The sequence below is a fragment of the Streptomyces sp. DT224 genome (assembly GCF_049844595.1).
In the GTDB taxonomy this organism is placed as follows: Bacteria; Actinomycetota; Actinomycetes; order Streptomycetales; family Streptomycetaceae; genus Streptomyces.
Map to the genome: position 1 here is coordinate 166,099 of NZ_JBNCLI010000005.1, position 19,694 is coordinate 185,792.

The following is a 19,694-nucleotide window of genomic DNA, read 5'->3' on the forward strand; positions in this document are numbered from 1 at the left end:
TCGGCGGAGCACGGAAGTCAGCCTGTCATGCGCGCCAGTCCAGCGGCACCTGCCTGGTCCTGTCCCACGGGCGTTCCCAGCCCGCGAAGTGCAGGATCCGGTCGATCACACCGGCGGTGAATCCCCAGACGAGCGCTGATTCGACCAGGAATGCCGGGCCCCGGTGACCGCTGGGGTGGACGGCCGTCACCCGGTTGGCCGGGTCCGTGAGATCCGCCACGGGGACCGTGAAGACCCGCGCCGTCTCCCCCGGGTCGACCACACCGACCGGGCTGGGCGTCCGCCACCAGCCGAGGACCGGCGTCACCACGAAGCTGCTCACCGGGATGTAGAGACGGGGCAGCACGCCGAAGATCTGCACTCCGCGCGGATCGAGGCCGGTCTCCTCCTCGGCCTCGCGCAGAGCGGCCCTGAGCGGTCCGGTCGTCGCCTGGTCGCCGTCCTCGGGATCGAGCGAGCCACCGGGGAACGATGGCTGGCCGGGGTGGGAGCGCAGGCTTCCGGCCCGCTCCATCAGCAGCAGCTCGGGGCCGCGCGCGCCCTCGCCGAACAGGACGAGCACGGCCGACTGGCGCCCCGCCCCGTCCTCCGGCGGCAGGAAGCGGCTGAGCTGCTGCGGCCGCACCGTGCGCGCGGCACGGGCGACGGGGTCGAGCCAGTCGGGCAGCCCCTCCTCCGAAACCATGACCGCAGGGCCGTCCGTCCCACCGCGCTCCGTGCCGGTCTCATGCGTCTTCATAGGCACCCCTCCGTCTCACAACGCCCGTCGTCCCGCGATTCGTTCCGCAGCGGCGGTCCGCGTCAGCCGGCGCCCAGGGGAGGTGCCGGGCTCCCCGGGTAGTCCGGCGGCGGGCTCAGCCGCTGGCCCGGCTTGCCGCCCATCTCGTACTTCAGGAGCTTGCGGGCCTTGTCCGGGTCCGTTTCGCCCTCACCGTACGACGGGCACAGCGGGGCGATCGGGCAGGCGCCGCAGGCGGGCTTGCGGGCATGGCAGACGCGGCGGCCGTGGAAGATGACGCGGTGCGAGAGCATGGTCCACTCGCTCTTGGGGAAGATCGTCGCGATCTCCGCCTCGACCTTCTCCGGGTCCTCCTGCTCGGTCCACTTCCACCGTCGGACCAGTCGCCCGAAATGGGTGTCTACGGTAATTCCGGGCACTCCGAAGGCATTGCCCAACACGACATTGGCCGTCTTGCGGCCGACCCCCGGCAGCTTGACGAGATCCGCGAGCCTCCCCGGCACCTCGCCGCCGAAGTCGTCGCGGAGCGCGGCGGACAGGCCGAGGAGAGACTTCGCCTTGGCCCGGAAGAAGCCGGTCGGCCGGATGAGCTCTTCCAGCTCCTCCGGAACAGCGGCGGCCATGTCCTCGGGGGTGGGACAGGCGGCGAAGAGGGCGGGCGTGGTCTGGTTGACCCTCAGATCGGTGGTCTGGGCGGACAGAACCGTGGCCACGAGCAGTTCGAACGGATTCCGGAAGTCCAGCTCCGGATGGGCGTACGGGTAGACCTCGGCGAGCTCGCGGTTGATCCGGCGAGCGCGGCGGACCATGGCCAGATGCGACTCCGGCCGCCCGGGCCTCTTCTTCGGTCCGGCGGCTCCGGACGCCCCGGCCTCCTCCGGCTTCGCCCGCTTGGCCGAGCCGGGACCGGCGGTGCCGCCGGATCGGCCCTCCGCCGTTCCGGAGCTGCTTTCCGCCGTTTTCTTCAGCTTCTTCCCCTTGCCCGCACCCTGTTCGCCCACAGCGGAATCACGGCCCTCCGACACCCCATCAGCCCCCTTGGCCTGCGCTCTCACCGGCAATCCGGACACCCGGCCAGCCTAGAACGCGGCACTGACATCCGCCCCGGTCACGGGTGATCCGCCCCCAATCGGCCCCCTGCCGTACCCCTCGGCACGCGCGTGCGTCAAACTGGTTTGTGATTGATCGCACTGTTTTACCGTCCGGCATGATGGGGACCACGGTTCCCTGAACAGGCCGACAAGGAGAGAACTCGTGGACGACGTTCTGCGGCGCGCCCCGCTTTTCGCGGCGCTCGATGACGAGCAGGCCGCGGAGCTCCGCGCCTCGATGAGTGAGGTGACCCTCGCGCGCGGTGACGCGCTGTTCCACGAGGGTGACCCGGGCGACCGCCTCTATGTGGTCACCGAGGGCAAGGTGAAGCTCCACCGCACCTCCCCCGACGGCCGCGAGAACATGCTGGCGGTCCTCGGCCCCGGCGAGCTGATCGGTGAGCTCTCGCTCTTCGACCCGGGCCCGCGCACCGCCACCGCCACCGCGCTGACCGAGGTCAAGCTCCTCGGCCTCGGCCACGGCGACCTGCAGCCCTGGCTCAACGCACGCCCCGAGGTGGCCACGGCCCTCCTGCGTGCCGTCGCCCGGCGCCTGCGCAAGACCAACGACCAGATGTCCGACCTGGTCTTCTCCGATGTGCCCGGCCGCGTCGCCCGCGCCCTCCTGGACCTGTCGCGCCGCTTCGGCGTCCAGTCCGAGGAAGGCATCCACGTGGTGCACGACCTGACGCAGGAGGAGCTGGCCCAGCTGGTCGGCGCGTCCCGCGAGACGGTCAACAAGGCCCTCGCCGACTTCGCCGGCCGCGGCTGGCTCCGGCTGGAGGCCCGCGCGGTGATCCTCCTGGACGTGGAGCGGCTGGCCAAGCGGTCGCGCTGACCCGCCGTCGTACGTCATGGGTGAGGGCCCTGCCGGTGCCGGCAGGGCCCTCACCCATGCGCCCTCAGATCAGCCCGTGCTCGGCCAGGTAGTCCAGCTGCGCCCGCACCGACAGCTCCGCGGCCGGCCACAGCGAACGGTCCACGTCCGCGTAGACATGGGCCACCACCTCGGACGAGGTCCGGTAGCCCGATTCCACCGCGGTCTCCACCTGGGCCAGCCGGTGCGCCCGGTGGGCGAGATAGAACTCGACCGCCCCCTGCGCGTCGTCCAGCACAGGTCCATGGCCGGGCAGCACCGTGTGGACCCCGTCGTCCACCGTCAGCGAGCGCAGCCGCCTCAGCGAGTCGAGGTAGTCCCCGAGCCGGCCGTCCGGGTGCGCCACCAGCGTCGTCCCGCGTCCGAGAATCGTGTCGCCGGTCAGCACCGCCTGATCGGCCGGAAGGTGGAACGACAGCGAGTCCGCCGTGTGGCCAGGCGTCGGCACCACGTACATCTCCAGGCCGCCGGTCGTGATGACGTCGCCCGTCCCCAGGCCCTCGTCGCCGAGCCGCAGCTCCGGGTCGAGCGCGCGCACCTTGGTCCGGGTCAGCTCGGCGAACCGCGCCGCGCCCTCCGCGTGGTCGGGGTGGCCGTGGGTGAGCAGCGTCAGCGCGATCCGGCGGCCCGCCCGCTCGACGGCGTCGACGACGGCGCGCAGATGAGCCTCGTCCAGCGGGCCGGGATCGATGACGACCGCCTGGTCCGAGTCGGGCTCGGCGACGATCCACGTGTTGGTCCCGTCCAGCGTCATGGCCGAGGGGTTCGGCGCCAGGACGTTGACCGTACGGGCCGTGGCGGGCCCGGACAGCACCCCGCCGCGCGGCTGCCCGGGCAGCGCCGCCGCGTCACTCATGCCGCACCGCCTTCCGCTCGGGGCGCCTTGGCGACGTCGGAGGTCTCCCCACCGGATTTCGACTCTGCGGGCGTTCTGTCCGTTCCGGTGGTGGGAACGTGCTTGGTGAACTCCTCGTGCCCGGGCCAGCTCAGCACCAGCTCGTCACCGTCCAGACGAGCCTGCGCGAGTACGGGGGTGAGGTCCTGCTCCGACGCCGCCTCCAGCGCCTGCGCGGCGGTGGCGTACGGCCGCAGTGCCCGCAGCGTCGCCACGGTCGGCGGCATCATCAGCAGCTCGCCCCGGTCGTATCCACCGGCCGCGTCGCCCGGGGTGATCCACACCGTGCGGTCGGCCTCCGTCGAGGCGTTCCGGGTGCGCTGGCCCGTGGGGAGTGCGGCGACGAAGAACCACGTGTCGTAGCGGCGCGGCTCGAACTCCGGCGTGATCCAGCGCGCCCACGCGCCGAGCAGGTCCGAGCGCAGCACCAGCCCGCGCCCCTCCAGGAACGCGGCGAACGACAGCTCCCGCGCGACCAGCGCCGCGCGGTCCGCCTCCCAGTCGTCGCCGGTGGTGTCGGTGACGACGGTCTCCGGCGTCGGACCGGCCAGCAGGACCCCGGCCTCCTCGTACGTCTCGCGTACCGCGGCGCAGACGATCGCCTGCGCCTCGGCCGGAGTGCCGACACCCAGCCGGCGCGCCCAGGTCTCCAGCGCGGGCCCGGCCCAGCGGACGAGCCGGTCGTCGTCGCGCGGGTCGACGCCGCCACCCGGATAGGCGTACGCCCCTCCGGCGAAGGCCATCGAGGTGCGCCGGCGCAGCATATGGACGGCGGGCGCGCCCCCGGTGCCGGTGGGGTCGTCCCGGAGCAGCATCACGGTGGCGGCCCGCCGGGGCTCGGCGGCCGTCAGTTCGCCTGCGGCGAGGGCCCTGATCCGGCCGGGCCATTCCGGGGGGTACCACTGACCATTGGACATGGCCGGAGGCTATCCGGAACCGCGTCGATGTTCGAGGGGCCCCGGATCCGTACATGGCGCGTACACGCAAGATCCCGTCCGGTCCTCAGGACCGGACGGGATCAGGGGCGGAGACGGTACGGGTCAGGATCCGGTCAGCTCGACCTGGATCTCGACCTCGACCGGCGCGTCCAGCGGCAGCACGGCCACACCCACGGCGCTGCGGGCATGCACGCCCTTGTCCCCGAGGACCTCGCCCAGCAGCTCGCTCGCACCGTTGATCACACCGGGCTGGCCGGTGAAGTCGGTGGCCGAGGCGACGAAGCCGACGACCTTCACGACCCGCGCGATCCGGTCCAGATCGCCCGCGACCGACTTCACGGCGGCGAGGGCGTTCAGCGCGCAGGTCTTCGCCAGCTCCTTGGCCTCGTCGGGCGTGACCTCGGCACCGACCTTGCCGGTCACGGCCAGCTTGCCGTCGACCATGGGCAGCTGACCGGAGGTATACACGTACCCCCCGGACTGCACAGCCGGCTGGTACGCGGCCAGCGGCGGTACGACGGCCGGGAGCGGCAGTCCGAGCTCGGCCAGCCTCGCCTCGACGGTGCCCGCCACTACTGCTTCTCCCGCTTCAGGTACGCCACGAGCTGCTCGGGGTTGTTCGGGCCGGGAACGACCTGGACCAGCTCCCAGCCGTCCTCGCCCCAGGTGTCCAGAATCTGCTTGGTCGCGTGCACGAGAAGGGGCACGGTCGCGTATTCCCACTTGGTCATGGCCCGACTGTAATGCCTGCGCGATCCAGGGCACGCGCAGCCTCGTGCGTAGCCTGCGGTGCGACTGGTTAGGCTCGAATACGTGAGCAGGTTCCAGGTCGTCAGCGGCAAGGGCGGTACCGGTAAGACCACGGTCGCCGCCGCCCTCGCGCTCGCCCTCGCGGCCGAGGGCAGGCGCACCCTCCTCGTGGAGGTCGAGGGCAGGCAGGGCATCGCCCAGCTCTTCGAGGCGGATTCCCTTCCTTACGAGGAGCGCAGGATCGCCGTCGCTCCGGGCGGCGGCGAGGTCTACGCCCTCGCGATCGACGCGGAGCTGGCGCTCCTCGACTACCTCCAGATGTTCTACAAGCTCGGCAGCGCGGGCCGGGCGCTCAAGAAGCTCGGCGCGATCGACTTCGCCACCACCATCGCGCCCGGCGTGCGGGACGTCCTGCTGACGGGCAAGGCGTGCGAGGCGGTCCGCCGCAAGGACCGGCAGAACCGGTTCGTCTACGACTACGTGGTCATGGACGCCCCGCCGACCGGCCGCATCACGCGCTTCCTCAACGTGAACGACGAGGTGGCCGGGCTCGCGCGGATCGGCCCGATACACAATCAGGCGCAGGCCGTGATGCGGGTGCTGAAGTCCCCGGAGACCGCGGTGCACCTGGTGACGCTGCTGGAGGAGATGCCCGTCCAGGAGACCGCGGACGGCATCGCGGAGCTGCGCGCCGCCGAACTGCCGGTGGGCCGGGTCATCGTGAACATGGTGCGCCCGCAGTTGCTGGACGGGGAAGCGCTGCGCGCCACGGTGGGCGGACGGCGCAAGGAGATCGCCAAGACGCTGACGCGGGCGGGCGTGACCGGCGCGGCGGGGCTCGTACGTCCGCTGGTCGAGCAGGCCACCGAGCACAGCCAGCGGGTCGCTCTGGAGCGTGAACAGCGCACCGTCCTGGCCAGGCTGGGTCTGCCGGGGTACGAGCTCCCGCTGATCGGCGAGGGGGTGGACCGGGCCGGGCTCGACCACCTGGCGGCAGCACTCCGCGATCAGGGCGCGGGCCGAGCGGGATCCGGACGAGGGGCGGGTTCATGACAGCGCGCACGAAGGCGGGGGCGGGCAACGGTACGGAGACGGGCGCGCCGGGCCCCGTACCGGCTCTGGAGACCGATGCCCTGATCGACGACCCGGGCATCCGGATCATCGTCTGCTGCGGTTCCGGCGGCGTCGGGAAAACGACCACCGCCGCCGCCCTCGGGGTGCGGGCGGCGGAGCGCGGCCGCAAGGTCGTCGTCCTCACCATCGACCCGGCCCGCCGGCTCGCCCAGTCCATGGGCATCGACTCACTGGACAACGTCCCGCGCCGGGTGAAGGGCATCGAGGGCTCCGGTGAGCTGCACGCCATGATGCTCGACATGAAGCGGACCTTCGACGAGATCGTCGAGGCGCACGCGGACGGCGAGCGGGCCCGCGCGATCCTGGAGAACCCCTTCTACCAGTCCCTGTCGGCCGGCTTCGCGGGCACGCAGGAGTACATGGCGATGGAGAAGCTGGGGCAGCTCCGCGCGCGGGACGAGTGGGACCTGATCGTCGTGGACACGCCGCCGTCGCGGTCCGCGCTGGACTTCCTGGACGCCCCGAAGCGTTTGGGGTCGTTCCTGGACGGGAAGTTCATCAAGCTGCTGATGGCCCCGGCGAAGATGGGCGGCCGCGCGGGGATGAAGTTCCTCAACGTGGGCATGTCGATGATGACCGGGACGCTGGGCAAGCTGCTGGGTGGTCAGTTCCTGCGCGACGTACAGACGTTCGTCGCCGCGATGGACACCATGTTCGGAGGATTCCGCACCCGGGCGGATGCCACATACAAGCTTCTTCAGGCGCCCGGTACGGCGTTTCTCGTCGTCGCTACGCCCGAGCGGGACGCCCTGCGCGAGGCGGCTTACTTCGTGGAACGTCTGGCGGCGGAGGACATGCCGCTCGCGGGGCTGGTGCTCAACCGGGTCCACGGCAGCGGCGCCGCACGTCTCTCCTCCGAGCAGGCGCTCGCCGCCGCGGAGGAACTCGAAGCAGAAAATCTTGAAACCGACGGCATTGTGGATCAGGCGGCAGGGAAGGCTGGACTTCGTGAGCCCGCCGACTCCCCCACGGACGGGCACGCACCCACCACGGACCCCGGACCCCGGCCCGACAGCACGGCAGCCGTCACAACCGAAGAACTGACCGCGGGCCTGCTCCGTCTGCATGCCGAGCGGATGCACATGGTCGCGCGCGAACAGGACACACGCGACCGCTTCACCGCGCTGCACCCCGAGGTGGCCGTGACCGCCGTGGCCGCACTGCCCGGAGATGTCCATGACCTCTCGGGCCTGCGAGCCATCGGAGACCGCCTCGCGACCGGTTCCGCACCGGACGGAGCTGCCTAGCCCGTCGTCCCACGTAATCCGTACAACGTACGAGCCGCCAGAGGTTAGCCGACGGCGGCGAACGTCTCGTGCAGCTCCTCGCTGTCGTCCAGCCCGATCGCCACGGGCAGGATGCCCGAGGCGCGCTCGTACTCGCTGCGGGCGGTCTCCAGCAGCCGGCGCCAGGACGTCACCGTCGGCCGCCTGCGCAGCAGCGCGCGGCGCTCCCGCTCGGTCATCCCGCCCCACACGCCGAATTCGACGCGGTTGTCCAGGGCGTCGGCCAGGCACTCCGTCCGCACCGGGCATCCGGTGCACACCGCCTTGGCCCTGTTCTGCGCTGCCCCTTGTACGAACAGTTCATCCGGATCAGTAGTGCGGCAGGCTGCCTGCGCACTCCAGTCGGTTACCCAGCCCATTCCGGCGCCGTCCTCTCCCGAATCGAGGCTCCCCCACGGCGACAGCGGCATATTCACCGCTGCCAGTTGAGGACGTTACGGAAGGTGGCGACAGCACAACACCCCCTTCGGGCCCAATCTTGAATGGCCCGAACGGACTATGCGTATACGGCAGATCACCCAGGGGAGTGAGGTGAGGACATGTGGGACTATCCCGTCAGAATCGGGACAGTCCACCAAAACCACATCGGACGTTCGGTGACACACGGGGCGAATTCGGGAGCGCCGGGCGTGTGGCCGGATCGTGCACGGGGGTTGATACGGAACCGGACTGCTGTGACAGTTGAGAGCAGCTTAGGCCAAGGCATATCCGTGTGTCCGGCGAATGGGAACGTAGCCGCATCGCGTCGCCATGCCACCAGGTCCGGCGGCCGCGGCGCGGCAACCACGCCGGAACCGAATGTCACGGTCCGGTACGCGAACGCTCCGATGGACCCCCGGTCCTACGGAACGCTCATATCTACGGATTAGGCTGCCCCCATGCCAAAGAAGCGCTCGGGCGGGGGTCTCACCACGACCCAGCAGGCCGCCAAGTTCCTCGGTGTCGCCGCACTCTCCGGAGTCGTCCTGGCGGGCATCGCGCTGCCGGCGGCCGGAGCACTGGGCCTCGCGGCCAAGGGGACGGTCGACGGGTTCGACGAGATCCCGGCCAACCTGAAGACCCCGCCGCTGAGCCAGCGCACCAAGATCCTCGACAGCAAGGGCGGCCTGATCGCCACGGTCTACTCCCGTGACCGCACGGTGGTGCCGCTCACGAGCATCTCCCCGTACATGCAGAACGCGATCGTGGCGATCGAGGACGCCCGCTTCTACGAGCACGGCGCGGTCGACCTCAAGGGCATCCTGCGCGCACTGAACCGCAACGTGCAGGCGGGCGGTACGGCGGAGGGCGCGTCGACCCTCACCCAGCAGTACGTGAAGAACGTCTTCGTGGAGGAGGCCGGCGACGACCCGGCCAAGGTCGCCGAGGCCACCCAGCAGACGCTGGGCCGCAAGGTCCAGGAGCTGAAGTACGCGATCCAGGTCGAGGAAGAGCTCGGCAAGCGGAAGATCCTCGAGAACTACCTCAACATCACCTTCTTCGGGCAGCAGGCATACGGCGTCGAGGCGGCTTCCCAGCGCTACTTCTCCAAGTCGGCCAAGGACCTGAAGCTGGAGGAGGCGGCGCTGCTGGCCGGGATCGTGCAGTCGCCCAGCCGCTACGACCCCATCAACGACACGGAGGAAGCGACCAAGCGCCGCAACACCGTGCTCCAGCGGATGGCGGACATCGGCAAGGTCTCGCAGGAAGAGGCGGACAAGGCCAAGAACACCCCGATCAAGCTGAAGGTCAAGCGACCGCGGAACGGCTGCATCACCGCCGTCAGCGGAGCCGGGTTCTTCTGCGACTACGTCTCGAAGATCGTCAAGAGCGATCCGGCCTTCGGCAAGACCGCGAAGGACCGCGCCAAGCTCTGGGCGACCGGCGGTCTGACCATCAAGACGACCCTGGACCCCAGGTCGCAGGCCGCGTCCAACGAGGCCGCCGTCTCCCGGGTCAACGTGGACGACAAGGTCGCCGACGCGGTCGTCCAGGTCCAGCCCGGCACCGGACGCATCCTGGCGATGGCCCAGTCCAGGCCGTACGGTCTCGACCCTTCCAAGCACCAGACCATGCTGAACCTCTCCGTCGACCACGCGATGGGCGGCAGCTACGCCGGCTTCCAGGTCGGGTCCACGTTCAAGCCGATCACCGCGGCGGCGGCGCTGGAAAAGGGCATCAGCCCGGCCCAGAGTTTCGACACCCCGCGCAAGATCAGCCTGCCGGCCGACTCCTTCCGCACCTGTGCGGGCGCACCCACGGACGACAAACCGTGGTCTGTGCAGAACGAGACGGAGTCGGAGAAGGGCATGTTCGACATGACCAGCGCGCTGGGCAAGTCGATCAACACCTACTTCGCGAAGCTGGAAGAGAAGACCGGCCTCTGCGAAACGCTCGCGATGGCGAAGAAGGTCGGCTACGACCGCGGCGACAACAAGCCGTTGTGGGAGGTCGCCAACACCACGCTGGGCGGGCAGGAGTCGACCCCGCTGGCCATGGCCTCGGTGTACGCGACCTTCGCCAACCGCGGCACGTACTGCACACCGGTCGCGGTCCTCTCGGTCACCAAGCCGAACGGCAAGCCGATCGACGTGCCGAAGTCGCGGTGCAACCGCGCGATGAGCGAGCACACGGCCGACACCATCAACCAGATGCTCAAGGGCGTCGTCGAGGACGGCACCGGCACGCAGGCCGGCCTCAGCGACCGTGACAACGCGGGCAAGACCGGAACCACCGACGAGCGCAAGAACGCCTGGTTCGTCGGCTACACGCCGAACCTGTCCACCGCGGTCTGGGTCGGCAGCGACGGCGCCCACCAGAACAAGATGGCCAACATCGTCATCGGCGGCCAGTACTACGACAAGGTCTGCGGTGGCTGCCTTCCCGGCCCGATCTGGAGGACGGCGATGACCGGCGCCCTCAGCTCGTCCGAGACCCCTTCCTTCAACCCGGTCGACGTACCGCGGGCGAAGGAGAAGGAGGACAAGGACAAGAACCGGGACCGGGACAAGAAGAAGCCGGGCGACGACAAGCCCGGCGACGACAACAACCCGTTCCCCGGCATCAGCATCCCGCCGGACGTCCTCGGCGGGAACAACGGCCACGGCCGAGGCCAGAACGACGGTGGCACGAACGGCCCCTGACCGGCCGTTACGCGTACGAGAGCGGGGCGCTCCGGATCACCCGGGGCGCCCCGCTCTCGTACGTACGCGGCCCGGCCCCGGCCGGCTGCGGCTTCGTTCAGCCCGCGAGAAGCTTCTTCACCGCGGCGGCCACCCGACCACCCTCGGCGCGCCCCGCGACCTTCGGATTGACGATCTTCATGACGGCGCCCATCGCGCGCGGCCCCTCGGCCCCGGCGGCCTTCGCCTCGTCGACGGCGGAGGCCACGATGGCGGTCAGCTCCTCGTCGCTCAGCTGCTGCGGCAGGTACGCCTCGAGGATCGCGCCCTCCTTCTTCTCCCGCTCGGCCTGCTCGGTCCGGCCGCCCTTGGCGAAGGCGTCAGCGGCCTCACGGCGCTTCTTGGCCTCCTTGGCGATCACCTTCTGCACCTCGTCGTCGGAGAGTTCGCGGGCGGTCTTGCCACCGACCTCTTCCTTCGTGATCGCGGTGAGGGTCAGCCGGAGCGTGGACGAGGTCAGCTCGTCACGCGCCTTCATGGCCGTGGTGAGGTCTTCCTTGAGCTTGGACTTGAGCGTGGTCATGAGGTGATTGTGGCAGGTCCGGGGCGCCCGGCGCCCGCCTGTTTTCCTGCGGGCGTACGACGTCTGCGACGATGGGCGCATGCGCGCACGCTACGGAGTACCCCTGAAAATCACGGCGGTCACCGCCGCGGCCGGCGCCGCCGGTCTCGCCTACGCGGCCGGCTTCGAGGTCCGCTCGTTCCGCCTGCGCAGGGTCACCGTCCCGGTGCTTCCGCGAGGGGCCCGCCCGTTGCGCGTCCTCCAGATCTCCGACGTGCACATGGTCAGCGGGCAGCGCAAGAAGCGCGCCTGGCTCCAGTCCCTGGCCGGCCTGCGCCCCGACTTCGTGGTGAACACCGGCGACAACCTCTCCGACCCCGAGGCCGTGCCGGAGCTGCTGGACGCGCTCGGCCCGCTGATGGAGCTCCCGGGCGTGTACGTGTTCGGCTCCAACGACTACTACGGCCCCAAGCTGCGCAACCCGGTCCGCTACCTCTTCGAGAAGGCGTCGGGCAAGCACGGCCTCAACGGCAACGCCCCGGCGGTCGGCGTCGTCCACAACCCGTGGGAACCGATGCGCGACGCCTTCGACGAGGCGGGCTGGCTCAACCTGTCCAACACCCGCGGCCGCCTCAAGCTGGACGGCCTGGAGCTCGCCTTCACCGGCCTGGACGACCCGCACATCAAGCGCGACCGCTACGCCGAGGTGGCCGGCGGACCCGAGACGGGCGCCGACCTCTCGATCGGCGTTGTCCACGCCCCCTACCTGCGTTCCCTGGACGCGTTCACCACGGACGGTTACCCCCTGATCCTCGCCGGTCACACCCACGGCGGCCAGGTCTGCATCCCCTTCTACGGCGCCCTGGTCACCAACTGCGACCTGGACACGGACCGCGTGAAGGGCCTCTCCACCCACTGCTCCGGCGGCAACCGCGCCTACCTCCACGTCTCGGCGGGCTGCGGTACGAGCCGCTACGCCCCGGTCCGCGTGGCCTGCCCCCCGGAGGCGACCCTGCTCACCCTGACCCCCCGGGACACCTGACCGGGTCGTCCCGCCGATCACGACAAAAACCGGATTTCGTCTCCGGGCGCCGGTGGGCTAGAGTTGTCGATGTCGCCGGGAGACCGGCGGCGATCGGGGTGTAGCGCAGCTTGGCAGCGCGCTTCGTTCGGGACGAAGAGGTCGTGGGTTCAAATCCCGCCACCCCGACAGCCGTAAAACCACTCAGGGGCCTGATCCGAGAAATCGGATCAGGCCCCTGAGTGGTTTCTTGGGAGCCGTTGGGGAGCCGACTCGAAAGCTGGCTCCCGCCCCGACAACCGACACCGACGAGTCCGCGACCGACAACGACACCCAGAGGCGGTGGACCCTCGCCGCCGACAGCGATCCCTGGGGAACACGGGGTTCGACCGGCACACACAGGCTCTGACCACCGCCGCGCTCGCGCTGGTAGCCGCCGGCGCCACGGTGTGGGCCATCGTGAGACGCCGACGCGCCTGACGTGCGCCCCTCAGAGGAGGGGCTTAGCTTCTACCCATGGGTGATATGGGACGGTCTGGGGCGTTCGGTGGCAGTCTCGGCGCCCCGGAGGGTTCCGCCGTCGACCGCGGTCGGCGGCTCGACGACATCAGCCCCGCGTGACCTCGCCCGTTCCCGTACGTACGTCAGGAGCCCCTCGTGGAGTACCCCACCCCCGACACCGTGCGCGCCACCGCCGCCGACGGCTGGATCTGGGGCTTCGCACTCTTGCAGAACTACCGCACCCTGTACCCGCAGGCCGTCGACTCCGACGACCCCCGCTACACCGGCGGATTCGGGCGCTTCCGGCACTACCCGCAGCCCTTCACTCCCGACAACACGGACATCGTCACGCCGAACAACGACACCCCGTACTCCTGGGGCTGGCTCGATCTGCGCGCCGAACCGTGGGTGGTGTCCGTGCCCGCCATGGGCGACCGCTACTACGTGCTCCCCTTCCACGATCTCGACACGGTCTACGCCGGGTTCGTCGGCGCCCGCACCACCGGGCAGGACGCCGGTGACTACCTGATCGCCGGGCCCGACTGGGACGGCACCACACCGGACGGGATCAGCGGTGTGCTGCAAGCGGCGACCCAGTTCGTCGGGATCCTCGGGCGCACCTATCTCGCCGGGCCCGACGACGTGAGCACGCTGAAGGCGATCCAGGAGCAGTACGTGCTGCGGCCGCTGTCCGAGTTCACCGGCACCGCCGCGCCGGAGCCCGCCGCCGACCCGGCCTGGCCGATCTGGCGCGAGGAGTGCATGGACTCGCCTGAGTTTTTCGCCGTCCTCGACTTCCTGCTGCCCTTCTTCCCCGTACGCGACGACGTGCGGGAGCTGCGCGAGCGGCTCGCCGCGCTCGGAGTCGACGGCACCGGGGCCTTCGAGCCCGGCGCCCTGCCCGAGGAGGCGCGCGCCGCCATCGAGCAGGGCATCGCCGAGGGGCGCGGGCGCCTGGACGAGGCCAACCGGCATGCGGTGAAGTCCGTCGGCCTCTTCGGCACCCGCGAGCAGCTCGGCACCGACTTCCTCACCCGCGCGGTCGGCGTCGACAAGGGCATCTACGGGCTGCCGGCCGAGGAGGCGTGGTACGGCGGCTGGGCTGTCGACGACCAGGGCAACCGGCCGCCGGACGCCTCCGGGCGCGACTACACGATTCACTTCCCCGCCGACGCCCTGCCGCCCGCCCGCTTCTTCTGGTCGGCCACCATGTACCGCCTCCCGGAGCGCCTGCTCGTCGCCAACCCCATCGACCGCTACTCCATCGGCGACCGCACCCCCGGCCTCCACTACGACGCCGACAGCGGCCTGACCCTGTACGTGCAGAAGGACCGGCCCTCCGACCCCGCGCGGGCCGGCAACTGGCTGCCCGCGCCGGACGGCCCCTTCTCCGTCATCATCAGGATGTACGGGCCCGACCCGGCCGTGCTGAACGGCAGTTGGGCCCTACCCCCGCTGACGGTCCAGAGCTGAGGGCGGGGCAGCCGTCATGGGCGACGCCATCGGACAGGTGCTGGCCACGCCGCGCGGCAGGCGAACGGCACCGCGTACACGCTCGGCTGGATGGTGACGCTCGGTGTGATCACTACCCTCGTCGTGGCGGCCGGCTCCGACGCTGGCGCGGACGACGGCGGCTCCCCCGCCACCTGGACGTAATAGTTGAAGCTGGCCCTCGGTGTCCTGTTCCTGCTGATGGGCGCCCGAGCAGGGGAAGGACCGGCCCAGAGAGGGGCAGGAGCACAAACTGCCGGGCTGGGTACCGGCCATCGGCACCTTCACGCCCGGCAAGGCAGCCGCCGGGGTCCTGTTCGTGGTGATCGGCTCGCTGTGCGTGCTGCTGCCGCTCCTGGTGTACGTCTTGGGAGGCGCCAAGTCCGCGCAGTTGCTCGGCGGTTGGAAAACGTGGATGGGTGAGCACAACTCGGCGATCATGACGGTGGTCCTCGTCGTGCTCGGCGCGAAGTACGTCGGCGACGCCGTCAGCGGGCTCGCTTCGTGACACGAGGCAGGTGGCCGTGGCGCTTCGGCAGGCCGCGGCCGTCCGACGTGTCCGCCGGGCTCGTCACCGGGCTGTTCTCCATCTCCCAAGTCATGGCGTACGCGGCGATCGGCGGCTTCAACCCGGTCACCGGTATCTACGCGGGTGTCGCCCCGACCGTCGTCGGCTCGCTCTTCTCGCGCACCGTCCTGATGGTCACCACCCTCACCTCGGCACTCACCCTGACCTCGCAGAGCGTCCTCAAGGAGGCGGGCGCCTCGACCCAAAGGACACGGGCCACATCGCCACCCGCGGTCCTGGCCGGGGCAGTCATGCTGCTGATGGGAGTGCTGCGGCTCGGCGTCGTCATGTCGTTCGTGTCGAACGCCGTGATGACCGGCTTCTCCACCGGCATCGCCCTCCAGATCATCACCGGCTCGCTCGAGGACGCAACCGGCTACGATCCCGGCCCGCACAACAAACTTGCCCAACTCGCCGACTCCCTCTGGCACATCGGCGACTGGTCCGTGCAGGCGAGATCAGTAACCGAACCTCATTCGGGACGAAGAGGTCGTGGGTTCAAATCCCGCCACCCCGACAGTGAAGTACCACTCAGGGGCCTGATCCGCGATGCGGATCAGACCCCTGAGTGGTTTCCGAAAGCCGGTGGAAGACGCACACCGGAGAGATCGCGCCCCAGGACATCCAGTACGCGGTAGCCGCAGACGACGCCCAGCCCTGGCAGGCGCCGTCTTCCTGGTGCGTCTGAGGCATCTCCCTACGGCTCCCAGTGGTTCACCCCAGGTCTTCATCGAGCGCGCGGTCGCCGCGCACATGCTCAGCGGTCCCCTCCGGGAGCAGCGCCCCGTACGGGAAGACCTGAACCGCTCCTGGCGCACCGCGCAGACCCACGCAGGGCGTCCAGAGCCTGAAGGACCACCCCTGCGAAGCGACGGACCGATTGCCGTAGAACCTTTATTTCAGGGGTGGTTGAGGGTTTATCTACGCGCGGAGCTACGCCTGCCGACCGATCATTCGGGCAATTCAGGCGGGTTCTCGCAGAGCTATTACCGACTGGTACCGGGAGCTGCTACAACGGGGACGCTCACTCAACCCCCCACCCACCCCCCACACTTCGGAGGGCTGACAGGTATGTCAGTACGGAGATTCTGGGCGTCCGCATCCACTCTGCTCCTCGCCGCCGCTGCCGCTCTGGGGATCGCCCAGCCGGCTTCGGCATCCCCCTCGGCCGCCGCCGGCGGGTACGTCGCCCTGGGCGATTCGTACTCGTCCGGTGTCGGCGCGGGAAGCTATCTGTCCGACAGCGGTGACTGCCGTCGCAGCACCAAGGCGTACCCGTACCTCTGGGCGGCGGCGAACTCGCCGTCGTCATTCACCTTCGCCGCCTGTTCGGGCGCCACCACGAGCACCGTGGCCAGTGGTCAGCTCGGGGCGCTCAGTTCGTCCACCTCGCTGGTGAGCGTCACCGCGGGCGGCAATGACGTCGGGTTCGCCGATGCCATGCAGGACTGCGTACTGTCCGGCGAGTCCGCCTGCATCTCGGCCGTGAACGCGGCCGTCGGGAAGATGAACAACACCCTGCCGTCAGGGCTGAGTTCGCTCTACGCCTCCATCCACTCCAAGGCGCCGCAGGCCCATGTCGTGGTGCTGGGCTACCCGCGCTTCTACAAGATCGGCGGAAGCTGTCTCGTCGGCCTGTCCGACAAGGCGCGTACGGCCATCAACAACGCGTCCGACGTACTGAACGGTGTCATCGCCAAGCAGGCTGCGAACGTCGGATTCACCTTCTCCGGGGTCGCCGACGAGTTCACCGGGCACGAGCTGTGCTCGGGAGATCCATGGCTGCACAGCGTCTCGATCCCCGTCTACAACTCGTACCACCCCAAGCCCGAGGGCCAGTCCGGCGGTTACCTGCCGGCGTTCCGCTCGGTGGCGTGACACGGCAGCGGCGCCCCGGTGGGAACCGGGGCGCCGCTCCTCCGTCAGGCCGCCGGGCGGGTCGCCTTGAGGGAGTACATCAGCGGGATCCTCGGACGGTCCGACGGAAAGCGGAAGAAGTCGTCCCCACCGCGTTTCAGGACCGGGAAACGCGCGAAGAGCGAGACATCGTGCTCATGGAGGAATTCGATCCGCAGACCGGCGGCGGCCAGCGCGGACACCACACTGCCCACCGGATGCTGCCACTCGACGCTGCGGTTGTGGAGGGTCTGGGCATCGAAGTCCGCGTACGTACCCGGCGTCTCGTCCACCCATGCCTCGCGGCTGAAGTAATCGTGCACGATCCGCGAACCCGTCTCGTCGTCCAGACAGTCCGTGAGCGGATGGAACTCCGCGAGGTAGAGGAAGCCACCGGGCGCCACCAGTGACGCGGCCGTCTCGGCCCAGCGGACGATGTCGGGCAGCCAGTTGAGCGCGCCGACACCCGTGTAGACGATGTCGTACGAGGAGTCCGGTACGGCCTGGGCCGCGTCATACACGTCGGCGGCGACGAAAGCCGCACGATCGGGACCGAGCCCCAGGTCCTGGGCGAGGGCCCGGGCGGTCTCCACGGCCGGTTCGGAGAAGTCGAGGCCGACGACCTGGGCCGCGCCGTGCCGCGCCCAGGAGAGCGTGTCGAGTCCGATGTGGCACTGCAGGTGCAGCAGCGACCGGCCGGTCACATCGCCGACCTCGGCCAGCTCGAAGGGCCGCAGGGCGTCCTTCCCCGCACGGAAGGAGTCGAGGTCGTAGAAGTCACTGCCTGCGTGAATGGGCACACGTTCATCCCACATCCTGCGGTTGGCCTCGCGCCAGTCGGGCGGTGTCGGAGCGGTGGACATGTGCGCGAGGCTATCCACAGGCTGCGGACGAAGCGAACGGATTGTCGGGCGTCCGGCGCAGAATGGGGTCATGACTGAGGCCACTGGTTCGCCGACGACCGCATCCGTCCCGCTCTGGGAGCAGCGCTTCCGCGCTCCCCGGGTATCGCTGCCCGACTGGGCCGAGGACGCGCCGGACCGCGCGTTGTTCGTCTCCAACGCGACGGGTACCTATGAGCTGTACGCGTGGGACCGGGCGACCGGTGAGCAGCACCAGGTGACCGACCGGCCGAATGGGACGACGGACGGCGTGCTGACGCCGGACGGCGATTCCGTGTGGTGGTTCGGCGACACCGACGGAGACGAGTTCGGGGTGTGGATGCGCCGGCCGTTCCACGGCGGGGTGGACACCGAGTCCACGCCGGCCGCTCCCGGCCTCGAGCCGTCCTATCCGGCCGGGCTCGCGATCGGCCGGGACGGCACGGCGGTGATCGGCCGTTCGACGGACGAGGACGGAACGACGGTCCATGTCGTACGGCCGGGCACGGCCCCCGTGGAGATCTACCGCCACCGCGAGTCGGCCGGGGTCGGCGACCTGAGCCACGACGGGACTCTGATCGCCCTGGAGCACACCGAGCACGGGGACGCGATGCACTCCGCGCTGCGCGTCGTCCGCCCGGACGGGACGACGGTCGCGGAGCTGGACGACACCGAGGGCGGTACGAAGGAGCTGGGCCTCGCGGTCCTCGGCTTCGCGCCGGTCGCCGGGGACACCCGGCTGCTGGTCGGACACCAGAGGCGCGGACGCTGGGAGCCGATGATCTGGGACCCGGTGGCGGGCACGGAGACGGACCTGGCCATCGACCTGCCCGGCGATGTGGGCGCCGAGTGGTATCCGGACGGCTCCGCACTGCTCGTCGAGCACGGCTTCGAGGCCCGCAGCGAGCTCTGGCGGTACGGGCCCGCCGCGGCCGACGGCAAGCTGGTCCGGGTGGAGACGCCGGCCGGCACGGTCTCCGGCGCCACGGCCCGCCCGGACGGTACGGTCGAATATCTGTGGTCGTCGGCGGCCGAGCCGCCCGTCGTCCGCTCCACGACCGGGGCAGTGGTGCTCGACCCGCCAGGGGCCAAGGCGCCGGCCTCGGTGCCCGTCGAGGACGTGTGGGTGGACGGACCCGGCGGCCGGATCCACGCGCTCGTCCAGCGTCCGGCGGCCCCCGCCGAAGGGCCGTTCCCGACAGTCTTCGAGATCCACGGCGGCCCCACCTGGCACGACAGCGACGCCTTCGCGGCCGGCCCTGCTGCCTGGGTCGACCACGGCTATGCGGTCGTCCGGGTCAACTACCGCGGCTCGACCGGCTACGGACGGGCGTGGACGGACGCGCTCAAGCACCGGGTCGGGCTGATCGAGCTGGAGGACATCGCGGCGGTACGGGAGTGGGCGGTGAAGTCCGGCCTCGCGGACCCGGCGAAGCTCGTCCTGGCGGGGGGCTCCTGGGGCGGCTATCTCACGCTGCTCGGACTCGGTACGCAGCCGGGCGACTGGGCCCTCGGACTGGCCGCCGTACCCGTCGCGGACTACGTCACGGCATACCACGACGAGATGGAGGCGCTGAAGGCGATGGACCGCACGCTGCTGGGCGGGACGCCGGAGGAAGTGCCCGAGCGGTTCGAGGCGTCGTCCCCCCTGACGTACGTCGACGCCGTGCGCGCCCCGGTCTACATCTCCGCCGGGGTCAACGACCCGCGCTGCCCGATCCGCCAGGTGGAGAACTACGTGGACCGGCTGAAGGACCGGGACGCCGTGCACGAGGTCTACCGGTACGACGCGGGGCACGGCTCGCTCGTCGTGGAGGAGCGGATCAAGCAAGTGCGACTGGAGCTCGACTTCGCACGCCGGCACTTGTCCGGGGTGTCACCGGCGGGGCCCGGCGACCCGGTCGGCCCGGGCAAGCAGGCACCGGCCGGCAGCGCGTAGGAGAGGCGCCGACCGGCGTGCAGG

General features: G+C 70.3%; 19 protein-coding genes and 1 tRNA gene. 11 read left to right on the forward strand and 9 right to left on the reverse strand.

What is annotated here, in order from left to right:
* Nucleotides 1–25: 25 nt before the first annotated feature.
* Nucleotides 26–739, reverse strand: a complete 714-nt coding sequence (locus tag ACLQ2N_RS13880) for an NUDIX hydrolase (RefSeq protein ID WP_425812622.1) — start codon at nt 737–739, stop codon at nt 26–28.
* A gap of 62 nt (nt 740–801) precedes the next feature.
* Nucleotides 802–1,740, reverse strand: a complete 939-nt coding sequence (nth, locus tag ACLQ2N_RS13885; protein ID WP_425812624.1) for an endonuclease III — start codon at nt 1,738–1,740, stop codon at nt 802–804.
* A 253-nt stretch (nt 1,741–1,993) separates the two neighbouring features.
* On the opposite strand from nth, the gene ACLQ2N_RS13890 reads away from it, so the two are divergent.
* Complete coding sequence (locus tag ACLQ2N_RS13890) at nt 1,994–2,668, forward strand: Crp/Fnr family transcriptional regulator (RefSeq protein WP_014046869.1); 675 nt, start codon at nt 1,994–1,996, stop codon at nt 2,666–2,668.
* A 64-nt stretch (nt 2,669–2,732) separates the two neighbouring features.
* Here the strand turns inward: ACLQ2N_RS13890 and ACLQ2N_RS13895 are convergent, their stop codons facing one another.
* The 4 genes from ACLQ2N_RS13895 to ACLQ2N_RS13910 form a co-directional block, all read right to left on the reverse strand.
* Entirely contained in the window at nt 2,733–3,563 is an 831-nt protein-coding gene (locus ACLQ2N_RS13895) for an MBL fold metallo-hydrolase (RefSeq protein WP_425812627.1), read from the reverse strand.
* Nucleotides 3,560–4,519: an NUDIX hydrolase gene (locus tag ACLQ2N_RS13900; protein WP_425812629.1), complete on the reverse strand. Its 960-nt coding sequence runs from the start codon at nt 4,517–4,519 to the stop codon at nt 3,560–3,562. The genes ACLQ2N_RS13895 and ACLQ2N_RS13900 overlap by 4 nt, the downstream gene beginning before the upstream one ends.
* Before the next feature lie 123 nt (nt 4,520–4,642).
* Entirely contained in the window at nt 4,643–5,113 is a 471-nt protein-coding gene (locus ACLQ2N_RS13905) for a RidA family protein (protein ID WP_425812631.1), read from the reverse strand.
* Entirely contained in the window at nt 5,113–5,271 is a 159-nt protein-coding gene (locus tag ACLQ2N_RS13910) for a DUF4177 domain-containing protein (RefSeq protein ID WP_003991873.1), read from the reverse strand. Before ACLQ2N_RS13910 ends, ACLQ2N_RS13905 begins: the two co-directional genes overlap by 1 nt.
* Nucleotides 5,272–5,353: 82 nt before the next feature.
* Here ACLQ2N_RS13910 and ACLQ2N_RS13915 point away from each other — a divergent pair, with 82 nt between their 5' ends.
* Together ACLQ2N_RS13915 and ACLQ2N_RS13920 are read left to right on the forward strand one after the other, a co-directional pair.
* A complete protein-coding gene (locus ACLQ2N_RS13915) occupies nt 5,354–6,343 on the forward strand; it encodes an ArsA family ATPase (protein WP_425812634.1) in 990 nt (329 codons plus the stop codon).
* Complete coding sequence (locus ACLQ2N_RS13920) at nt 6,340–7,671, forward strand: ArsA family ATPase (protein ID WP_425812636.1); 1,332 nt, start codon at nt 6,340–6,342, stop codon at nt 7,669–7,671. Before ACLQ2N_RS13915 ends, ACLQ2N_RS13920 begins: the two co-directional genes overlap by 4 nt.
* Nucleotides 7,672–7,715: 44 nt before the next feature.
* On the opposite strand, the gene ACLQ2N_RS13925 is transcribed toward ACLQ2N_RS13920, so the two are convergent.
* Complete coding sequence (locus tag ACLQ2N_RS13925; protein ID WP_425812638.1) at nt 7,716–8,069, reverse strand: WhiB family transcriptional regulator; 354 nt, start codon at nt 8,067–8,069, stop codon at nt 7,716–7,718.
* 519 nt (nt 8,070–8,588) lie between these two features.
* Here ACLQ2N_RS13925 and ACLQ2N_RS13930 point away from each other — a divergent pair.
* Nucleotides 8,589–10,832, forward strand: coding sequence for a transglycosylase domain-containing protein (locus tag ACLQ2N_RS13930; protein WP_425812640.1), 2,244 nt, complete (start codon nt 8,589–8,591; stop codon nt 10,830–10,832).
* 97 nt (nt 10,833–10,929) lie between these two features.
* Here the strand turns inward: ACLQ2N_RS13930 and ACLQ2N_RS13935 are convergent, their stop codons facing one another.
* Entirely contained in the window at nt 10,930–11,394 is a 465-nt protein-coding gene (locus tag ACLQ2N_RS13935) for a GatB/YqeY domain-containing protein (protein WP_425812642.1), read from the reverse strand.
* A 79-nt stretch (nt 11,395–11,473) separates the two neighbouring features.
* Here ACLQ2N_RS13935 and ACLQ2N_RS13940 point away from each other — a divergent pair, with 79 nt between their 5' ends.
* The 6 genes from ACLQ2N_RS13940 (at nt 11,474) to ACLQ2N_RS13965 (ending at nt 16,832) form a co-directional block, all read left to right on the forward strand.
* Complete coding sequence (locus ACLQ2N_RS13940) at nt 11,474–12,415, forward strand: metallophosphoesterase (RefSeq protein ID WP_425812644.1); 942 nt, start codon at nt 11,474–11,476, stop codon at nt 12,413–12,415.
* A gap of 94 nt (nt 12,416–12,509) precedes the next feature.
* Nucleotides 12,510–12,583 (forward strand) — tRNA-Pro (locus ACLQ2N_RS13945).
* Between the two features lie 468 nt (nt 12,584–13,051).
* Nucleotides 13,052–14,368: a DUF1254 domain-containing protein gene (locus ACLQ2N_RS13950; protein ID WP_425812646.1), complete on the forward strand. Its 1,317-nt coding sequence runs from the start codon at nt 13,052–13,054 to the stop codon at nt 14,366–14,368.
* Nucleotides 14,369–14,660: 292 nt separating this feature from the next.
* Nucleotides 14,661–14,894 carry a GAP family protein gene (locus ACLQ2N_RS13955; RefSeq protein ID WP_425813213.1) on the forward strand — a complete coding sequence of 78 codons (234 nt, stop codon included), beginning with the start codon at nt 14,661–14,663 and terminating at the stop codon, nt 14,892–14,894.
* 47 nt (nt 14,895–14,941) lie between these two features.
* A complete protein-coding gene (locus ACLQ2N_RS13960; RefSeq protein WP_425812648.1) occupies nt 14,942–15,592 on the forward strand; it encodes a SulP family inorganic anion transporter in 651 nt (216 codons plus the stop codon).
* A gap of 433 nt (nt 15,593–16,025) precedes the next feature.
* On the forward strand, nt 16,026–16,832 hold the full coding sequence (locus tag ACLQ2N_RS13965; protein WP_425812650.1) for an SGNH/GDSL hydrolase family protein: 807 nt from the start codon (nt 16,026–16,028) through the stop codon (nt 16,830–16,832).
* 44 nt (nt 16,833–16,876) lie between these two features.
* Here ACLQ2N_RS13965 and ACLQ2N_RS13970 read toward each other — a convergent pair whose 3' ends face one another.
* Complete coding sequence (locus ACLQ2N_RS13970) at nt 16,877–17,713, reverse strand: class I SAM-dependent methyltransferase (RefSeq protein WP_425812652.1); 837 nt, start codon at nt 17,711–17,713, stop codon at nt 16,877–16,879.
* 70 nt (nt 17,714–17,783) lie between these two features.
* Here ACLQ2N_RS13970 and ACLQ2N_RS13975 point away from each other — a divergent pair, with 70 nt between their 5' ends.
* Nucleotides 17,784–19,670 (forward strand): S9 family peptidase, encoded by a 1,887-nt coding sequence (locus tag ACLQ2N_RS13975; protein ID WP_425812654.1) that lies wholly within the window; start codon nt 17,784–17,786, stop codon nt 19,668–19,670.
* Nucleotides 19,671–19,694 lie beyond the last annotated feature (24 nt).

Coding starts and splice junctions, on each gene's coding strand:
- ACLQ2N_RS13975 (WP_425812654.1), top strand. CDS start 17,784: ATGACTGAGGCCACTGGTTCGCCGACGACCGCATCCGTCCCGCTCTGG.
- ACLQ2N_RS13920 (WP_425812636.1), top strand. CDS start 6,340: ATGACAGCGCGCACGAAGGCGGGGGCGGGCAACGGTACGGAGACGGGC.
- ACLQ2N_RS13900 (WP_425812629.1), bottom strand. CDS start 4,519: ATGTCCAATGGTCAGTGGTACCCCCCGGAATGGCCCGGCCGGATCAGG.
- ACLQ2N_RS13895 (WP_425812627.1), bottom strand. CDS start 3,563: ATGAGTGACGCGGCGGCGCTGCCCGGGCAGCCGCGCGGCGGGGTGCTG.
- ACLQ2N_RS13965 (WP_425812650.1), top strand. CDS start 16,026: ATGTCAGTACGGAGATTCTGGGCGTCCGCATCCACTCTGCTCCTCGCC.
- ACLQ2N_RS13935 (WP_425812642.1), bottom strand. CDS start 11,394: ATGACCACGCTCAAGTCCAAGCTCAAGGAAGACCTCACCACGGCCATG.
- ACLQ2N_RS13970 (WP_425812652.1), bottom strand. CDS start 17,713: ATGTCCACCGCTCCGACACCGCCCGACTGGCGCGAGGCCAACCGCAGG.
- ACLQ2N_RS13930 (WP_425812640.1), top strand. CDS start 8,589: ATGCCAAAGAAGCGCTCGGGCGGGGGTCTCACCACGACCCAGCAGGCC.
- ACLQ2N_RS13940 (WP_425812644.1), top strand. CDS start 11,474: ATGCGCGCACGCTACGGAGTACCCCTGAAAATCACGGCGGTCACCGCC.
- ACLQ2N_RS13880 (WP_425812622.1), bottom strand. CDS start 739: ATGAAGACGCATGAGACCGGCACGGAGCGCGGTGGGACGGACGGCCCT.
- ACLQ2N_RS13925 (WP_425812638.1), bottom strand. CDS start 8,069: ATGGGCTGGGTAACCGACTGGAGTGCGCAGGCAGCCTGCCGCACTACT.
- ACLQ2N_RS13910 (WP_003991873.1), bottom strand. CDS start 5,271: ATGACCAAGTGGGAATACGCGACCGTGCCCCTTCTCGTGCACGCGACC.